We start from the raw sequence: 18,291 nt of genomic DNA on the forward strand, positions 1-18,291 counted from the left end.
AGCGGCTACCGTCGACAGGGTGACGGTGCCACGGTCGCGCCACGCTCGGGTCGGCGTCGCGGCGGCGCTGCTGCTCACCCTCGCCGCCGCGCCGTCCTGCGGGCCGGCAGCGCAGCCACCGGCAGCGACCCGCCCATCCACGACGACGGCACCGCCGACCAGCTCGCCGCCGGCCGTCGCACCGCCGCCGGTGACACCCGTCCCCGAGCTCGCACCCGTCGCCGACCTCGTCACCGACGCGATCGCCGCGCACCGACTGCCGGGGGCGGTGGTCCAGATCGGGCACGCGGGAAAAATCGTGTTCCGCAGGGCCTTCGGTGCGCGCAAGCTCGACGGCGAACCGGGACTCGACGGCGCGCCGGCGCCGGCGGAGCCGATGACCGAGGACACGATGTTCGACCTGGCATCGCTGACGAAGAGCCTCGCGACGGCGCCGGCGATCATGCAGCTGTCCGAACAGGGCCGCCTGCGCGTCGACGACCCGGTGCAGGCATACCTGCCGGATTTCAATCCACTCGCCGATCCCCGGCGGGCCCGCGTGACCCTGCGCATGTTGTTGACCCACACGTCGGGGATCGCCGGGGATCTGAGCCTCGACGGGCCGTGGGGACTGGACCGGGCCGACAAGGCCGACGGCATCCACCGTGCGCTGGGTGCGTGGGTGGTGTTCGAGCCGGGACAGCTCTTCCACTACTCCGACATCAATTTCATCCTCCTGGGCGCGATCGTCGAGAAGCTCACCGGTCGGTCGGTGGACGTGTACGCCCGGGACAACGTCTTCGGCCCCCTGGGCATGCGCGACACCCGATACCTCCCCGCCGCCAAAGCCTGTGGCCCGCATCGGATGCGGGGCACCGCCGTGGTCATCGACCCGAAGGCGTCCCCGGCAGGCGGGTGTCCGGCGGGGACGTGGAGTACCGATCTCCTGCCCCGCATCGCGCCCACCGCCCACGACGGCGACACCCCGGGCCTCAACCCCGATTACGGGTATCTGCTGCGCGGCACCGTTCACGACCCGACAGCCCGGCGGATGGGCGGCGCCACCGGTAGCGCCGGCGTGTTCTCCACCGTGGGCGACGTCGGACTGTACGCACAGGCCCTACTCGACCGGCTGGCCGGCCGTCCGAGCGACTACCCCCTTCCGGAGTCCGCCGCACAGCTGATGACGAGCCCGCAGCAGCCCGGACACAGCCCTGGCCAGATCGATGCGGCGAACGCCGAAGATGCGGTGGCCGTGCACTATCCAGCGATAGCGGGACAGGATCTGCGCGGCTTCGGCTGGGACATCGACACCGCCCACTCTCGCCCGCGCGGCACCGTCTTCCCGGTGGGGAGCTTCGGCCACACCGGCTTCACCGGGACATCGCTGTGGCTGGACCCCGGATCGGACACCTACGTGATCGTGCTGTCAAACGTCATCCATCAACCCGGCGGCCCGCCGATCGTCACCCTCAGCGGCGACATCGCCACCACCGCAGCCCGTGCGCTGCACCTCTACGGCAGCTGACGAGCCGGCGGGTCAGCCCTTGACGGAAATCTTGAAAGCGAGGCTGATCAGAGCGCCGAACGCGCCGCGCGCACTGATGTACAGTCGTTTGACGTCATATCCCGCGACATCCTTCATCGTCTCGGCACCGAACCTGGCCGGAGTCTGTCCGCCGATCACGGTGACATCAGCGCCGAGCAGCGCGTGCCTGATCCGGTCTCGTTCGGAGCCTGTGGCCGTCGCGACGAGTTCTCCGATGGTGCGCTGCCCACCCGTCGCGGGGACCGCCGCGCAGCTGACGCGATGCTCATCGAGGTAGCGGTTGACCGACTCGATGGTGGCGTCCGCGCCGACGGTCAAGCTGAGGTTGCCGAGATTCGCAGAGATGTCGGTGTTGCCGCCGATGGTCAACGGGGCGTCCGGATCGACGGTCAGATCGCCGGACAATGCGGCACGAACCGCGGCCCCGAACCCACTGGTGTCGGGCTCCCCGGCGCTCCGGTCGGGCAACATGACCCCGGGATTGAGCAGTCCGGCGGGATCGAACACCTCTTTGATCGAGCGCTGGGCGGCGATCTCGAGAGGACTGAACCGCTTGGTCATGAACCGGATCTTCTCGGTGCCGACGCCATGCTCGCCGGTGATCGTGCCGCCCAGTTCCATTGCGGCTTCGATGATCTCGTTGTTCGCCGCTTCCAGCGCGGACGCTGCCAGCGGATTGTCCCTGTCGTAGAACGTCGTCGGATGCAGGTCCCCGTCGCCGGCGTGGCCGCACACCGCGATGAACAACAGACCGTCGCGGTGGCGTGCGGCGGTGGCCTGGATGGCCTCCTGCATCTCGGGAATCCGATCGCGGGGCACGGTGACGTCACCGATGAAGAAACCCTTACCGCTTTGCACCACCGAGTTCGGGGCGTTGAGTCGGCCGTACCACAAGGCGTCGCGGTCCTTCTCGTCCTCGGCGATCCGCACTTCGGTCGCCCGCTCACGGAGCACCCGCTCCACCACCGCCTGGTCGTGGGCCACCTCGGCCGCGGTGCCGTCGACGTCGATGAGCACGATGGAATCAGCGTCGAGCGGGTAGCCGGTGTCGTAGAACTGCTGCAGCCCGGCGATTCCGGCACGGTCGAGCCACTCCACGGCGGCGGGCACCACACCGGTGGCGATGATCGCGGCGATGGTGTCGGCGGCTTCCCGGGCGGTGGCGAACGCACCCATCAGGCTGTGCGTGACGTCGGCGACCGGGCGCAATGCCACGGTGGCTTCCGTGATGATGCCGAGAGTTCCCTCTGATCCGATGAGGACTCCGAGCAGGTCGGGACCTTGGTCGTCGGCACTGAACGTGGCAGCCGACCCGTCAGGAAGGACGACGTCCACGCTCAGCACGTGATTGTAGGTGACCCCGTACTTCAAAGCGTGTGGCCCGCCTGCGTTTTCGATGATGTTTCCAGCGACGCTGGCCAGGTGCGCGGACACGGGATCAGGCGAGAAGCACAACCCGTAGGGCGCGAGGGCCTCTTGCAGATCGGAGTTGATCACACCGGGTTCAACTCGGACGCAACGGTTCTCGCGATCGATGTCGAGAATCCGATCGAGACCGGAGAGGTCGAGCAGCACCCGGCCCGCCGTCGGCATCATCCCACCCGAGCAATTCGACGCTCCGCCGCGCGGCACGATCGCCACGCCATGTTCCGAGGCCAGCCGCATGATCGGCGCGATGGCGTCGCGGCCGTGCGGGCGCACCAGCAGGTCCGCAACTCCCCCGACGCCCCAGAAGTCGCGTCCGCGTTCGGTGAGCAGGCTCTCGTCGGTCGACACCTGCCCGTGGGCTGCGGCCGCCGCCCCGAACCGGGCGATGGCAGCCTCGGTGGCAGAGGCGTGTGACGCCGTTGGTCCCATCTCAATCAGCGTCCTTCTGCGCGTGCAACCAGGCTTCTTCTTCCCCGGGTGCCGGTAGTACGCGACCCCCTTCGATGGCGAAGTGCGCCGGGCTGTTCTGGATGACGATCAGCACCCGCTTGGCGGGGATTCCGGTGACTCGTGACGCCGCCGCGGCGATCTCGGCGACCAGCTGACTACTTTGCGCCTCAGGATGGCCGGAGCGGACCCACCCGTTGATCAGGAGCGGTTGTGCGGGTATCCCGTCGGTGTACACCTCGTCGGGGTCGAGCTCGTGGAAGACGACGTTGACGTACGTGCCGGGGACGTGGTTGATCATCGAGTGGATGCGGGTGATCTCGGCGGCCAGGTCCGCCTTGGTGTCGGCGCTCAGCACCGACTGCACCGTCGTGCAGGTGTAGACCGGCATCACTCACCCCAGGAACGGCAGTTGCGGCTGGGTCGGCACCACCAGGACGGTGGGTCCCTCGGCGGCGAGTGCCGCCTTGAACTCCCGGACGAGGTCTTGGTTGTCGGTCACGGTGGCCGTACGGCATCCGAAACCTGTTGCCAGCGACGCGATGTCCAGCCCAGGCAGATCCAGGCCGGGTACCTGAGGCGTCTCCTCCAGGAGCGCGAACGATTTGAGGATCGCGTACTCCCCGTTGCGCTGCACCACGAACACCACGGGAAGCTTGTGCTGCGCGGCGGTCCAGATGGCCTGGATTGAGTACTGGAAAGAACCGTCGCCGATCGAGGCGACGACGGTGCGCTTGACCCCCCGCGCCCGGTCCCCGAGCGCGATGCCCACCGCCGCAGGCACTCCCCAGCCGATGCCCCCGCTACCGGTGGCGAAGAAGCTGCCCGGCCGCCGGGTCGGCCACCAGGTGAGCAAGTCGGCCAGTGTCGACGTCGACTCCATCACCACCGCGGCGTCGTCGGGTTTCACCGAGCTGAGTGCCGCATACACGTCGTTGGGCATCAGCGGAGCGGACGCCATGGGTAGGTCGGGGCTGATGGTCCTGCTCGGTCTGCTGGGGGGCTGCCGATCGCTCGATACGTCGACGAGGTGCAGCAGCTGTTCCAAAACGGTGCCCGGGTCGCCGATCAGGCTGTCTCCCACCGGCGCGGTCGCGGCGAGGTGCGGGTCGGCGGTGACCTGCAGGACCTCGGTGCCCTCGGGCAGGTACTCGCCTGCGACATACGGGTAGTACCGGAACACCTGTGCGCCGATGACGACCACCAGGTCGTAACCCGCCAAGGCTTCGCTGACCCCCGCGATCGTCAGCGGTAGCGGACCGCCGTACAGAGGGTGGTCTTCGGGGAACGAGCAGCGGTCCGACAGCGCGCTACTTCGAACCGGCGCCCGGAGTTTCTCTGCGAAGGCGATGCCGGCGTCCCAGGCGCCGGCCCGGTCCACCTCGGGCCCCAGTACGAGCAGCGGCCGCTCCGCCCCGCTGATCCGGTCGGCGAACTCACGGAGCCGTTCGGTATCGGGCTGCACGCGCCGGCTGACCGTCCTGACCACCGCAGGACCCAGCGCCGGCTTGTTCCAGTCGTCGAGCGGGATGGACAGGAACACCGGACCTGCCGGTGGTTGCGTGGCGACCGCGTAGGCGCGCATGAATGCTCCGGGGACATCTTCGGCACGCGCAGGCTCGTAGGCCCACTTGACCCAGGGCTGCGGCATCACCGTCGCGTCGGGATTGTTCAAGTACGGATCGCACAAAGACATTTCACGCGTCTGCTGACCGGCGGTCACGATCAGTGGCGTATTGGCCCGGTAGGCCGCGACGAGGCTACCCATGGCGTTGCCGGTGCCTGCTGCCGTGTGCAGATTGACCAGCGCAGGCTTGCCGGTGGACTGGGCGAAGCCATCGGCCATTGCCAGAACCGAGGCCTCCTGTAGACCCAGTACATAGGTGAAGTCGTCGGGGAAGTTCTGCAGGAAGGTCTGTTCGGTGGAACCGGGGTTGCCGAACATCGTGGTCAACCCGAGGTCGCGGAGGAGGTCGTACGTGACCTCATGGACGGTCTTGGCGCTTGTCATCGCGGGGGAACCCTTCGTCGTTCATCGGCGGGCATCTCGTGTAGCCATCACACACACCGGTGGTCCTGGTTCACCCCGTGGAAAACACGGGACCGACGAAACCCGGGCGGTGCCCCACGACGCTCGGGCTGTGGATCGGTGGCTCGAACTTCACTGACATGTCAAGATCACTGACATGAGGGGCAGACCTCTCGTCGGGCGGCAAGATGAACAGCGCCGACTGGCTGAGCTGTGCGACCGTGCCCGGGCAGGCGAGAGCGGCGTCCTGGTTGTTCATGGTGAACCCGGCATCGGAAAGACCGCACTCCTGGCGGACGCACTCGCGAAGGCCGACGAGCTTCGCACCATCCGCGTCAGCGGTGCGGAGTCGGAGATGGAACTCGCCTATGCCGCGGTGCAGCAGGTGTGCGGCCCCATCGTCACTCACCTGGACCGGTTGCCGGACCCGCAGAAGAACGCACTGCAAGTGGCGTTGGGCTTGCAGGAGGGTGCGACGCCCGACCGCCTCCTGGTGAATCTGGCGGTGCTGACCCTGCTCGGAGAGGCCGGCGCCGAGCGCCCGACGCTCTGCATCATCGACGACGCGCAGTGGGTGGACCGCGCGTCACTGCAGGCGCTGACGTTCGCCGCACGTCGGCTGCTCGCCGACCCGACCGCGATGGTCTTCGCCACCCGCACGCCGGAAGGCCCGCAGGAACTGAAGGGACTCCCCGAACTGCACCTGGGCAGACTCGCCCATACCCACGCCAGCGCACTGCTGTCCGACGTCATGCCGGGCCAGTGGGACGACACCGTCCGGGAGACCATCCTGGCCGAAGCGGACGGAAACCCCCTCGCGCTGCTGGAATTCGGCCGGGCCATGGCACCCGCGGCATGGGCGGGCGGGTACGGACTCGCCCCGGCCGCGACGTCGGTCGCGAAGCGGATCGAGGGAGAGTACGGCCAACGCCTGGGTGAGTTGCCGCCGCCGACGCGCACCCTTCTGCTCCTCGCTGCCGCGGAGCCCACCGGTGACCCGGCATGGCTGTGGACGGCAGCCACGCGGCTCGGCCTCGACTCCGACGCAGTCGTTCCGGCGGAACGCAGCGGGCTGATCACTGTCGAGTCGCGCTTGCGCTTCCGCCATCCCCTGGTCCGGTCAGCTGTCTATCGCCACGCGTCCCTGCCCGAGCGGCGGCAAGTCCACGCCGCGCTGGCCGATGCGATCACGGGTCCGGCCGGTGAGGAGCACCGCGCCTGGCATCGCGCCCACTCGACGAGCGCACCCGACGAGACCGTCGCTGTGGACCTGATGGAATCCGCGGAGCGGGCGCGGCGTCGCGGTGGAGCAGCGGCCGCTGCGGCGTTCCTGGCCTACGCCGTCGAACTGACCCCCGACCCGGTCCGTCGCGCCGAACGCGCACTCGAGGCGGCACTGTCCAAGCTGGATGCCGGTGATCCAGAAGGGGCAACGCGGTTGCTGGTGGCAGTGGCGGGTACCGAGGACGAACTCCTCAGCGCCCGTGTGGATCTGATGAAGGCCAAGATCGCCTTCGCCGCGCAACGGGGACGGGACGCACCTCCGCTGCTGTTGGCCGCCGCGGAGAAGTTGTGCCCGTTGGATCCCACCCTCGCACGCGAGACCTATCTCGACGCATTGATGGCGGCGATGATCGTGGGCCGCCTCTTCGCTGACGAGTGGTCGTCGGCAGCAGCGATCGCTTCCGCCGCGCGACGTGCGCCACCACCCTCCGGCCGGGCGACAGCCGCCGACCTGCTCCTCGAGGGGATCGTTGTGCGATTCACCGAAGGGCACGCCGCCGCTGCACCCGTACTGCAGCAGGCCATCGGGCAGTACCTGAGGGATGACGAGGCCGGCGTCGCAGATCCGCGGTCACACGACATCACCCTGCGCGTTCTCCTCGATCTGTTCGAACAGGACACCTACAGCTCACTCAATGCCCGTCAACTCGAATTGCTCCGGGCCGCAGGCGAGTTGACCGTCCTGCCCGCCGCCTTGACGACCTATGCGGGGGTGTGTGTGACCTCAGGCAACTTCGCCGAAGCCGCGGATCTGCTCGAGCAGTCGGATGCCATCTCCATAGCGACAGGTGCGCCGCCGCACCGCTCCATCCAGACCTATCTCGCTGCCTGCCGCGGACAAGAGGCGCTCGGCAGGGAACTCGCGCGGGACACCATCGCGGACGCGACCGCGCGTGGCGAAGGCAGCGAGATCGCCGTTGTGCTGTTCTCGCTGGCCATCCTGCACAACGGACTCGGACAGTACGACGAGGCGCTGACCGCATGCACGTCGGCGACGGAATACGAGGATGTCGGCATGTACGGCCATGTTCTCAACGAGATGGTCGAGGCGGCCGTCCGGTCCGGCGACAGGAGTACCGCCGAAGCTGCCGCTGCACAGGTGATCGAGCGAGCCGAAGCAACCAGAACCGCAACCGCGCTGGGATACGCGGCACGCGCGAGGGCGCTGACGGCGACCGGCCCGGCCGCCGAGAACGAGTATGACGCCGCAATCAGGGAATTCGAGCGCTCACCGCTGGCGGTCATGGCCGCGCGCACGCACCTGGTCTTCGGTGAGTGGCTGCGCCGCGAGAATCGCCGAGCCGACGCACGCAACGAATTGCGCGTCGCCTACGAGAGGTTCCTGCACATGGGAGCCGACGGCTTTGCCGAGCGCGCGCACCGGGAACTCCGGGCGGCGGGCGAGACCTTCCCGAAGGAGCGGGGCAACGCAACGACGGTGAGTTTGACGAAACAGGAAAGCTATATCGCCCGTCTGGCGGGCGACGGCTACAGCAATTCCGAGATCGCTAGCCATCTGTTCATCAGTCCGCGGACCGTCGAATGGCATCTCGGCAGGATCTTCGCCAAGCTCGGGGTGACGTCACGTCGCGAGTTGCGGCGGCTCAGAGAGTGAGGGCTCTTGGAGCCGCCCTCGCTCCGTCGGATGCGTCCGGCCCGAGGAGTGGGGGCTTGCACTACCTCAGGGGTCGTCACAGCGGCATTGTGGGCCCCACTCCTGCGCAGACAAGCTTGACACGTCGGCACGCCAGTTCATCGCAGAGTCCGCGTCCGCCGGCACCAAGCGACCTTCTACGGCAGGAGTCATTGATGGAGAACGATGTTCGCGACGATCTGGTTCTCTCGCATGCGGTCGTCACCGCCGATGTCACGGTGGACTTCGATGCCGTCGACATCGCCGCGTGGCTGAAGACGCTCCCGACGCACGAATACCAACGCTGCGCCCCGGGCGATCACAAGGCCGCCGGTTATACCGTGGATGACGACGGGACACCGATGTCCATCAACGTCGAGATGATCGGCACGGGCCTGGTGATCCAGCAGTACCGATTCGAGGCGGCAGAACCGCACTACTGCAAGATGGTGTCGCTGTCCGACGTCCTCACTCCCTCGGGATGGACCACCACGCAGGTCATCTGGGAACTGCGCATGGAGAGGCTCGACGGACACCGCTGCCGTTACACCAATACGGTGACGTCGCACCCCACCGAGAGCTTTCTGCAGTTCATCGGCGCGCAGGGACAGACCTTCACCGAGGCCGCGCACGCTCGCCAAGAAGCGTCAGGACAGCACTGCCGGGTCGAGACGCCGCGGTACGCGCAGAGCATCGCACGCTGGGCGACGGCACGTTCCACCGTGACCGCGTGACTGCCTCCCTGTGGGAGAGAACGGAACTGAGATGACCTCAGCAGTGTTGTTCGACCGCCCCGGTCCACCCGATGTCCTGCGTTGGCGACTCGTGGATCCTGTACGTCCTCGCCCCGGCGAGGTGGTCATCAGGGTGGCCGCCGCCGGCGTCAACAACGCCGACCTCATGCAGCGCCGGGGGCAGTATCCCGTGCCGGCCCGGGCGCCCCGCCCCCTGGGCTTGGAATGCTCAGGCACGATCACCGCCCTCGGTACTGACGTGACGGCCTGGTCGGTGGGCGACAGGGTGTGCGCGCTTCTCGACGGCGGCGGCTATGCCGACGAAGTCGCGGTGCCCGCCACCCAGGTGATGCCAATCCCCGCCGGCCTCAGCGACATCGAGGCGGCGGCCGTCCCCGAGGTCGCCGCCACCGTCTACTCCAACCTCGCCATGGTCGCCCGGTTGACCGCAGGCCAGACGGTGCTGATCCACGGCGCGGGCGGCGGCATCGGCACCTTCGCGATCCAGTGGGCCTCGGCGATCGGAGCGCGCGTCATCACCACCGCAGGCAGCGCGACCAAGACGCGTGCCGGCCTCGAGATGGGGGCAGACGTCGCGATCGACTACCGCTGCGAGGACTTCGTCGCTGCCACGCAGGCCGCGACGGAGGGCCGCGGGGTCGACGCGATCCTGGACGTGGTCGGTGCGGACTATCTCGCCCGCAACGTCGAATGCCTTGCTCCCGACGGGCACCTGGTCATCATCGGCGGCGATACCGCATCGGCACCGCTCGACCTCGGACTGCTGATGTCCAAGCGGGCCAGTGTCACGGCGACGATGCTGCGAGCCCGGCCCGCTCAGCAGAAGGCGGAGATCATCGCCGGGGTGACGCGAGATGTGCTGCCGCTGTTCGACAGCGGCGCCGTCCGCGTCGTGGTCGACACCATCGTGCCCATCGCACAGGCCGCTCGCGCCCATGAGCTGATGGAATCCGGGCGCACCGTGGGCAAAGTCATTCTCGACAACCGGCACCGAACGGTCACCCGGGCTGTCCGGGATTCAGGTGCCGGCACCTCCGTCGAGTAGCCAATGGTGACGCATGCCCATTGCCCGTTCCATCGCGCCGACCACCGCGCCGAATCCCAACGCGAGATTGAGCCATACCGGAAGAGGCAAAGGCGACACGAAGGTTCCGAATTTTTCTGAAATGAAGGGAATCTCGGAAATCGGAGCTGCGGCCTGCAGCATGTTGAGCCCTACTCCGATGAGCAGCATGAGCACCGAGACCGCACCGATGAACCCACTCGCGAGGGGATGCGCGTGTGCGAAACGCATACGCCGCCCCTCGGCGGACGTCGGATCGGGATCGAGTCGGCGCTCGGTGCCGTCATGGGCAACGAAGTGGCAGCGCCTCAGGCCGACCTGGCTGGTGCGGACCTCGATGTGGCCGTGCGCGACGTGGAATCGAGCGGGAACCTTCGACTGTGCCCGAAGCTGCCCATCGAGGTAGAGCCCCGCCGTGACGACGCCTGTACGAGCGTCACCACCGTGCTTCACTTCGATGGTGTGCAGGACCTGTCGCCCGCCGACCGGGAGTGCGATCGACATGACCGATCGTCGCGTCATCTGCCACCAGCGGAAGGGCTTGAGCGGGCGCCCGTCGCCTGGCTTCACACGCTTGGTGAGCCGCCGTTCGTTCCAGCTCGGGCTCACTGCTCCAGCCCCGCCGCCGGGTGGACCGCAGGCGTGCGCGCAGGTCCACTCTTGCGGGTCATCCACCACACCGTCGCGGTGATGACGACCAGCGCGGCGCTGGGCACCAGGTTCGCCGCCGAGCCGACCGCGTCACCTCGATTCGCGAGCTGGGCGCCGATGTCGAGGTGCAGAGTCGTGCCGAGCACGAGGAACGCAAGGTTGTAGACGCCGTGGAGGACGACGGCGACCTCGAGGCCGCCGGTGCGCCACGTGACGATCGCCGTCGATGAGAACAGGAGAAGGTAGGACGTCAGCAGAAACGGATCGAGCGTGCCGTGGGCGAGTGAGAACAGCACCGTCGTCCCGACGATGCCGAGGATCGCGCCGGAGCGCGCACTCGGCGCCCAGCCGCCGAGTACACGAAACATCACGCCGCGGAGGCCATACTCTTCACCGGCTGCGGCAAGGGGGGTGAGCACCATGCCGATGACGAAGAACGCCACGAGATCCGCGGTCGCCCAGGGAACGCTGCCGCTTTCATCCACAACGACGACGGCGACCGCGATCAGTACCAGGGGTCCGAAAACGAGCAGTGCTCGACCGAACACTCCGTATCGGAAGCGCCCCGCCACAGAGTGCAACGACCTCGCCGGCACGCCGTAGAGCACACGCTGCAGCAGCATGCAGTACGGGATCAACAAGGCCAACGACAGCGCGCCGGCTGCCTGCTTCAACGGTGACGAGGGACCGGAACGACCGAACAACTCCCGGTCGACGATCACCGATATCGCGTCCAGAAGCACTGCGAAGCCGATCATCCCGATCACCAGCAACGCGATGGCCACGATGCCACGCAGGATTCCGCGAGGCGCTCCCGCGTACACGCGGTGATACTCGACGCCGGCCGGGACCCTCGGCATGGGTACGGGATCATCACCTCGCAGGATCCAGCACTGGGTCATTAGATTCATCGTCTGCCCCTTCGATGATCGGCGTGTTGTCAGAACGCGGGTAGGACGTATTGGTCTGCGCGCCGGGTGTTTTCGCTCATCTCGTGTTTCGTCGGTCGAAGCGCATGCGAAATCTCCTTGGTCGTGTCGTCACGCACGGGTCGGCAGCCGAACTCTCACCTGCTTCTCGTCGCCAAACCGACGTCGGATCGACGGAGTTCTAGTACGCTGTACTAGTCCCGCAACAAAGTATCACAGTGTGCTAAGAACGGAGGGGAGGTGCTGACCCGATGAGCGAGCCGACGAAACACAGCACGCGAGAGAAGATCCTGATCGCCGCGGCGACGATGCTCGGGGAGGATCCGACGTCCCGGCTGAGTGTGCGCGCCGTCGCCGCGCGCGCCGGGGTCAGTACCGGGTCTCTCCGCCACTTCTTCCCGACTCAGCAGGCGCTGATCGACACCGTCATCGCCGGACTCTACGAACTCGACATCCCTGACGACCCGATGCACGACACCACCCGGGACCCGGGCGACCGTCTGGTGGCCTGCTTGCAGCTGCTGCTGTCACAGGTGGGTACGGGCGAGCGGGCACGCGAGCACTGGCGCGCACTCCACGACGCGTACGTCGCATCGCCACCATCCGCGGACGCGACCCATGCCTTTCTCGCGCTCGAACGCCTCACCCTGGACTACATCGCGCGGTGGCTCAGCACGTTGCGCGACGAAGGAGCACTCGTGTCCGGCGATCTCGATGAGCAGGCGCGGTTCCTCAACACCGTGATCAATGGACTTTCCTTCGAGCGCGCCCTCCCCGGTGACCGTGAACGGCTTTCCCTCGAGGGTCATACACTCCGCATTGCCGCTGACAGCATCCTGCAGCGCAGAGCGTGAACTACCCTCGGGGAGCGCAAGAATCGAGACAGGCCGCGACGGATCTCGTTCACCCATCGTCGGCAAGGCGGATCCAGGGAACAGCGGCGGGGTGAGGCGTTGCCCCAGCGCCGTGGTCATTGCGCCACGTGGCCAACGCTGTCCAGAATCCGATAGGCTGCATCGACACGTGCGCTGTTCGGGTAGTTCTTGTTGGCCAGCAGAATGACTGCGAGTTGCTTCTGAGGGATGTAGGCGACGTAGGAACCGAAACCATTGGTGGAACCGGTCTTGTTGAACAGTGCCGTCGGATCAGGGGGAGACGGTGTGTCCAGCCACTCGATCGGCTGCGGCTGAGAGGCCATGGCGTCGGAATTACCTGCGATCAAAGCGGTTTCGGTGACGGGACGTGGGTAGATCTCCCAGCCCAGGCCTTGCGTCATGCCGTTCACTCGGTAGTAGCCGGTTTGAGTTGTCGCGATCGCGCGGCGCCACGGGTCATCGCGGCCCTCGGGCTGCATGGCGGCGGTGACGAATTGGACGAGATCGTGCGTGGTCGTCTTGATGCCGTAAGTCTCGGCGTCCAAGGCACCGGGTGTCACCCGTGTCGGTGCGTCGGTCTTCGTGTATCCCTGTGCGTAGTGACCCATTTCGTTACTCGGAATCTGAAGGTAGGTGTCGTCGAGACCCAGCTGGGGCAGCAGCGTGTTCTGCATGAGATCGGCGAAGGTGCCGCCCAGGCTTCGTGCCGCCAGGTAGCCGAACAGCCCCAAGCTGGGGTTCGAGTACAGCCGTCGACTTCCGGGCGGATATGACGGGTCCCAGTGCCGGAAGTAGTCGAGCATCGATCCGGCAGTATCCGCCTCGGCCGGGAACTGCAGCGGCAATCCGCCGGCCGAGTAGGTTCCGAGCTGCAGCATGCTGATGCGGTCGAACGCCGTGCCGTGCAGAGCGGGCCAATGGGTGCTGGCAGGCTCGGACAATGAAAACGTCCCTCGCGCCTGGGCGTAGCCGGCCAGCGTGGCGGTGAAGGTCTTACTCAACGACCCCACTTCGAAGAGCGTGTGGTCGTCGACGGGCGCATCCTCGCTCTTGGATGCGACGCCGTAGTCGAAGAAGTGCGGCTTTCCATCGACGATGACGGCGACGGCCATGCCGGGGATCGCATGCTCGGCCATGAGCTGGCGGATTGTCGGGTCGACGACGGATCCGACGGGGTCGACGTCGCGGACCTCTTGTACGGCACCACTGCACCCGGCCGCGACAATCACCAGGCACGCGAGCGCGGCGTTCAGCCTGGTGCTCGCGTTGAGCCGGCCGTGATGCGAGAAGAGGATTCCGGCTACGAATTCGAGCAGGCCGAACGGCCGCCACGTGGACAACCTTGACGTCGTATCAGAAGGTGAAGTCAACTCTGCTGCGCCTTTTCGTTTCAGGAAGCCAGCACTAGCACGCTGTACTAGCGAGGAGACCCAACACTAGCACGCTGTGACAACCTGCTTCGGGAGAGCGCTCCCCGCGATGGTGCATCTACCGCGATGATTCCCATTCGACCTCGTCGGGCTCCTTGTCCGGCCGCAGACCTCGCCAGCTCGCCTGGCGCAGCCGGTCGTCGCCCGTGCGCTCGCTGTACCGAACCTCGCCGACCAGCTCCGGACGGACGAAGGTGACACCCTTGGCGTCCTGTTTGGGAAGCGTTGTGGCGAAAGGTGATTCGTCGGTATGCAGTGGCTCGAGTGTCTTGCGGAGCGACGCCAGCTCCTTCTCGGAGAAGCCGGTGCCGACCCGGCCGACGAACTGCAGGCCGTCCTCAGTGGGGATGCCGAGCAACAGCGCACCCAGACCGCTCGTGCGCCCACCGTTTCCCTCGCGCCAGCCTCCGATCACCACCTCCTGGGTGTTCCACAGTTTGTCCTTGATCCACGCCGCGGACCGACGTCCGGGCTGGTAGGTGGAGTCCCGTTTCTTGGCGACCACCCCCTCCCAACGCTTGTCGGCCGCATAGGCCAGCGCGTCGGCGCCGTCACCGTCGATCTGCGGTGGCACGATGAGCCCGCCCTGGTCGGCGAGCGCCTCGAGCAGCCGCCTGCGGTCGGCGTATTTGGCCCGCATCAGCGATCGGCCGTCGAGGAAGACGATGTCGAAGGCCCAGAACTCGACCCGGGTGGACCGCTTTCGGTTCTGCATCTCGCGGAAGCTGGGGACGCCGGATTCGTCGAGAGCCACCGCCTCCCCGTCGAGAATGACGTGGTGATCGGCCAGATCGGCGGCCACCGACCGGAATTGGGGGTATTCGGCGGTGACGTCGCGGCCGCGGCGGGACCGGACGGCCAGTGTGCCGTGGTCCACCTCGACGAGAACCCGGTATCCGTCCCACTTGCCCTCGAACGCCCACTGCTTCTCGGGAAGTCGCTCGACCGATCCCTCGGTGCTCAGCATCGGAAGCAGTTCGGAGAACGCGGCGCGCTTCTGGTCTTTCATCCGGTGCGCCAACCAGTTCTTGCCGTCGGTCTGGATCAGTGCGTAGCGGCCCTCGATCTTCGCCCCGTGCAGCGTGACGATCACCTCGCCGCCGCGGGCGGGACCGTCGGGCGGGTTGTCGTTGAACTTCTCGGTCTCGTAGGTGCCGGTATCCCAGATGTAGACCTCGCCGCCGCCGTACTCGCCCTTGGGGATCTCGCCGGCGAACGTCAGGTACTCCATCGGATGGTCCTCCGTGTGCACGGCGAGGTGGTTCTCCGACGGGGAGTCGGGGAGGTTCTTCGGCACCGCCCAGCTGACGAGGACACCGTCACGTTCCAGCCGGAAGTCGTAGTGCAGCCGGCGCGCATGATGTTCCTGGATGACGAAGGCGTCGTTGCCGCCGACCCGCGGCGCGTCGGCGGGCACGGGCTCGGGGGTCTTCGCCGTGTCGCGCATCCCGCGGTAGGTGGTCAGCCGATCGGGGGCGGGCAGCGCCGGATCGAGGTCGGCCAGCAGGTCCCCGTCCCGGTCCAGCCGGTCGAGCACCTCGTCGAAGGTCAGGTGGCGCAGCTCGGGATCGGCGATCTCGTCCCAGGTGCGCGGTGCGGCGACCGTCGGATGGTCCCGTCCACGAAGCGAATACGGCGCGATGGTCGTCTTGTTCCCGTTGTTCTGGCTCCAGTCGAGGAAGACCTTCCCCTCGCGCAGGCTCTTCGTCATCGTCGCGGTGACCTTCGTGGGCATCGTCTGCTCGAGTTGCACGGCCACGCGTTTGGCGAGCACCGACGCGCCGCGCGAACTGATGGGGTCGTCGAGCGGGACGTAGAGATGCAGCCCCTTGCTGCCGCTGGTCAGCGGGTACGTGCGCAGGCCGATGTCGGAGATCAGGTCGCGAACTTCGTGCGCGACCTCGCAGAGTTGCCGCATCGACACCCCCTCGCCGGGGTCGAGATCGAACACGATGCGCGTCGCGGGGCCCACCTTGTGATCGACGAAGCGCCATTGCGGCACATGCACTTCCAGCGCCGCCTGCTGCGCGATCCACGCGAGCCCCTCGACGGTGTCGATGACCGGATAGGTGGTCGTGCCCGACTTGTGCGCGATCGTGCCGCGGTCCAGCCACTCCGGTGCCGAGGAGGCGAGTTGTTTTTCGAAGAAGGAGCCCTCGGCCACACCGTTGGGCCAGCGCTTGCGGGTCACCGCGCGTCCGGCGATGTGCGGCAGCATCGCGTCGGCCACCTCGACGTAGTAGTCGAAGATCTCCGCCTTGGTGGTCCCCGTCGCCGGGTACAGCACCTTGTCCGGGTTGGTCAGCTTCACCCGGCCCACACGATCCACCACATCACGGTATTACCCGTTCCCCGACCGGTAGCGTCGACACGATGCGGGCACTGGTCATCGGCGAGGCGCTGATCGACATCGTCGAGCGCGACGGGAACGTCACCGGGGAGTACGTCGGCGGCAGCCCCCTCAACGTCGCGGTCGGGTTGGGGCGGCTGGGCAGGCCGGTCGACTTCCTCACCCACATCGCGGCCGACTCCCGCGGACTGCGGATCCGCGACTACGTCGAAGCCTCTGGCGTGCAGTTGGTTTCGGGTAGCCTGTCCGCCGAGCGGACGCCGACGGCGCGGGCGATGCTGGACCCCGCCGGGCGGGCCACCTACACCTTCGACATCGACTGGCGGCTCAGCGGTACGCCCGAGGCGGGACCCCCGGCGGTGCTGCACACCGGGTCGATCGCGACCGTCCTCGAGCCCGGCTGCCTGGCCACCTCGGCACTGGTCGAGACGTACCGTCCGTCGGCGACGATCACCTTCGATCCGAACATCCGTCCCGCCCTGATCGGCGATGCGGATGCGGCACGGTCCCGCATCGACCGGCTGCTCGAGCGGGCCGATGTCGTCAAGGTCAGCGACGAGGATCTGCGCTGGCTGGAGCCCGAGCGGCCGCCGGAGGAGGTCGCCGCGGCCTGGCTGGAGGCCGGCCCGTCGGTGGTGGTGGTGACCGAGGGCGCCGAGGGCGCGGTGGCGATGTGTCGGGCCGGGAAAGTCCGGGTACCTGCAGGAAATGTGCAGGTGGTGGACACCGTGGGCGCCGGAGACGCATTCATGACCGGGTTGATCGATGCGTTGTGGTCGCTCGATCTGCTCGGCGCGGGGCGGCGCGCGCAGCTGCACGCCATCGACACCGACGCGCTCACCACCGCGGTCCGGACCGCGACGCTCACCGCGGCGGTCACCGTGACCCGTGCCGGCGCCGACCTTCCCGACCGCGCCAGCCTCCGCCGCGCGGCCGAGTCTTCGGACATACTGAGCTGATGCGATCCATTTGGAAGGGTTCGATCGCCTTCGGCCTGGTCAATGTGCCGGTGAAGGTCTACAGCGCCACCCAGGATCACGACATCAAGTTCCACCAGGTGCACGCCAAGGACAACGGCCGCATCCGGTACAAGCGCGTCTGTGAGGTGGACGGCGAAGAGGTCGAGTACCGCGACATCGCACGCGCCTACGACTCCGACGACGGCCAGACGGTGATCATCACCGACGACGACATCTCCACCCTTCCCGAAGAGCGCAGCCGCGAGATCGAGGTGCTCGAGTTCGTCCCCGCCAGTGACCTCGATCCGATGCTGTACGACCGCAGCTACTTCCTCGAACCCGACGGCAAGTCGTCGAAATCGTATGTCCTGCTTGCCAAGACGCTGATGGAGACGGATCGCGTCGCGATCGTCAACTTCGCGCTGCGCAACAAGACCCGGCTCGCCGCCCTGCGCGTCAAGGACTTCAGCAAGCGCGACGTGATGATGATCCACACACTGCTGTGGCCCGACGAGATCCGCGATCCCGACTTCCCGGTCCTCGACAAGGAAGTCGAGGTCAAACCCGCCGAACTGAAGATGGCCAGCCAGGTCGTCGACTCGATGACCGACGATTTCAACCCCGACCGCTATCACGACGACTACCAGGAACATCTGCACGAGCTGATCCAGGCCAAGCTCGAGGGCGGCGAAGCGTTCACCACCGAGGAACAGCCCACCGAACTCGACGACACCGAGGACGTCTCGGATCTGCTGGCCAAGCTGGAGGCCAGCGTCAAGGCGCGCAAGGAACAGGGCGGCTCGAAGGAGCCGGCGAAGAAGGCGCCCGCGAAGAAGGCGGCGGCCAAGGCACCCGCCAAGAAATCGGCGGCGAAGAAGACCGCGGCCAAGAAGGCGCCGGCGAAAAAGGCCGCAGCCAAGAAATAGCGGC

General features: G+C 67.2%; 14 protein-coding genes. 7 read left to right on the forward strand and 7 right to left on the reverse strand.

Going from position 1 to position 18,291, the window contains the following annotated elements:
* Positions 1–19 precede the first annotated feature (19 nt).
* Positions 20–1,507: a serine hydrolase domain-containing protein gene (locus MCHUDSM44219_RS20010; RefSeq protein ID WP_048420027.1), complete on the forward strand. Its 1,488-nt coding sequence runs from the start codon at positions 20–22 to the stop codon at positions 1,505–1,507.
* A 12-nt stretch (positions 1,508–1,519) separates the two neighbouring features.
* On the opposite strand, the gene MCHUDSM44219_RS20015 is transcribed toward MCHUDSM44219_RS20010, so the two are convergent.
* From MCHUDSM44219_RS20015 to mdlC, 3 genes are read right to left on the reverse strand one after another with little or no spacing between them, the layout of a single operon-like run.
* Positions 1,520–3,385: an FAD-linked oxidase C-terminal domain-containing protein gene (locus tag MCHUDSM44219_RS20015; RefSeq protein WP_048419971.1), complete on the reverse strand. Its 1,866-nt coding sequence runs from the start codon at positions 3,383–3,385 to the stop codon at positions 1,520–1,522.
* Between the two features lies 1 nt (position 3,386).
* Positions 3,387–3,794 carry a tautomerase family protein gene (locus tag MCHUDSM44219_RS20020; protein ID WP_048420028.1) on the reverse strand — a complete coding sequence of 136 codons (408 nt, stop codon included), beginning with the start codon at positions 3,792–3,794 and terminating at the stop codon, positions 3,387–3,389.
* A 3-nt stretch (positions 3,795–3,797) separates the two neighbouring features.
* Positions 3,798–5,414 (reverse strand): benzoylformate decarboxylase, encoded by a 1,617-nt coding sequence (gene mdlC, locus MCHUDSM44219_RS20025; RefSeq protein ID WP_048419972.1) that lies wholly within the window; start codon positions 5,412–5,414, stop codon positions 3,798–3,800.
* A 175-nt stretch (positions 5,415–5,589) separates the two neighbouring features.
* Between mdlC and MCHUDSM44219_RS20030 the strand changes: the two genes are divergently transcribed.
* The 3 genes from MCHUDSM44219_RS20030 to MCHUDSM44219_RS20040 all read left to right on the forward strand — a co-directional run bounded on the left by MCHUDSM44219_RS20030 (position 5,590) and on the right by MCHUDSM44219_RS20040 (position 10,149).
* Positions 5,590–8,331, forward strand: a complete 2,742-nt coding sequence (locus MCHUDSM44219_RS20030) for a helix-turn-helix transcriptional regulator (RefSeq protein WP_048419973.1) — start codon at positions 5,590–5,592, stop codon at positions 8,329–8,331.
* 194 nt (positions 8,332–8,525) lie between these two features.
* Positions 8,526–9,083: a hypothetical protein gene (locus tag MCHUDSM44219_RS20035; RefSeq protein ID WP_048419974.1), complete on the forward strand. Its 558-nt coding sequence runs from the start codon at positions 8,526–8,528 to the stop codon at positions 9,081–9,083.
* Between the two features lie 31 nt (positions 9,084–9,114).
* The gene (locus tag MCHUDSM44219_RS20040; protein WP_048420029.1) at positions 9,115–10,149 is read left to right on the forward strand and encodes an NAD(P)H-quinone oxidoreductase; all 1,035 of its coding nucleotides are present in this window, start codon (positions 9,115–9,117) and stop codon (positions 10,147–10,149) included.
* Here the strand turns inward: MCHUDSM44219_RS20040 and MCHUDSM44219_RS20045 are convergent.
* Both MCHUDSM44219_RS20045 and MCHUDSM44219_RS20050 read right to left on the reverse strand, forming a co-directional pair.
* A complete protein-coding gene (locus tag MCHUDSM44219_RS20045) occupies positions 10,123–10,776 on the reverse strand; it encodes a hypothetical protein (protein WP_053081306.1) in 654 nt (217 codons plus the stop codon). The genes MCHUDSM44219_RS20040 and MCHUDSM44219_RS20045 overlap by 27 nt on opposite strands.
* On the reverse strand, positions 10,773–11,678 hold the full coding sequence (locus MCHUDSM44219_RS20050) for a CPBP family intramembrane glutamic endopeptidase (RefSeq protein WP_201778159.1): 906 nt from the start codon (positions 11,676–11,678) through the stop codon (positions 10,773–10,775). Before MCHUDSM44219_RS20050 ends, MCHUDSM44219_RS20045 begins: the two co-directional genes overlap by 4 nt.
* Before the next feature lie 320 nt (positions 11,679–11,998).
* Here MCHUDSM44219_RS20050 and MCHUDSM44219_RS20055 point away from each other — a divergent pair, with 320 nt between their 5' ends.
* The gene (locus MCHUDSM44219_RS20055; RefSeq protein ID WP_048419976.1) at positions 11,999–12,601 is read left to right on the forward strand and encodes a TetR/AcrR family transcriptional regulator; all 603 of its coding nucleotides are present in this window, start codon (positions 11,999–12,001) and stop codon (positions 12,599–12,601) included.
* A gap of 116 nt (positions 12,602–12,717) precedes the next feature.
* On the opposite strand, the gene ampC is transcribed toward MCHUDSM44219_RS20055, so the two are convergent.
* Both ampC and MCHUDSM44219_RS20065 read right to left on the reverse strand, forming a co-directional pair.
* Positions 12,718–13,875 (reverse strand): class C beta-lactamase, encoded by a 1,158-nt coding sequence (gene ampC, locus MCHUDSM44219_RS20060; RefSeq protein ID WP_413783628.1) that lies wholly within the window; start codon positions 13,873–13,875, stop codon positions 12,718–12,720.
* Between the two features lie 235 nt (positions 13,876–14,110).
* Positions 14,111–16,384, reverse strand: a complete 2,274-nt coding sequence (locus MCHUDSM44219_RS20065; protein WP_048419977.1) for an ATP-dependent DNA ligase — start codon at positions 16,382–16,384, stop codon at positions 14,111–14,113.
* A gap of 41 nt (positions 16,385–16,425) precedes the next feature.
* On the opposite strand from MCHUDSM44219_RS20065, the gene MCHUDSM44219_RS20070 reads away from it, so the two are divergent.
* Entirely contained in the window at positions 16,426–17,361 is a 936-nt protein-coding gene (locus MCHUDSM44219_RS20070) for a carbohydrate kinase family protein (RefSeq protein ID WP_048419978.1), read from the forward strand.
* Positions 17,361–18,287: a non-homologous end joining protein Ku gene (gene ku, locus MCHUDSM44219_RS20075; protein ID WP_048419979.1), complete on the forward strand. Its 927-nt coding sequence runs from the start codon at positions 17,361–17,363 to the stop codon at positions 18,285–18,287. The genes MCHUDSM44219_RS20070 and ku overlap by 1 nt, the downstream gene beginning before the upstream one ends.
* The last annotated feature ends 4 nt before the right edge of the window (positions 18,288–18,291 follow it).

The sequence above is a fragment of the Mycolicibacterium chubuense genome (genome assembly GCF_001044255.1).
Classification (GTDB): Bacteria; Actinomycetota; Actinomycetes; order Mycobacteriales; family Mycobacteriaceae; genus Mycobacterium; species Mycobacterium chubuense.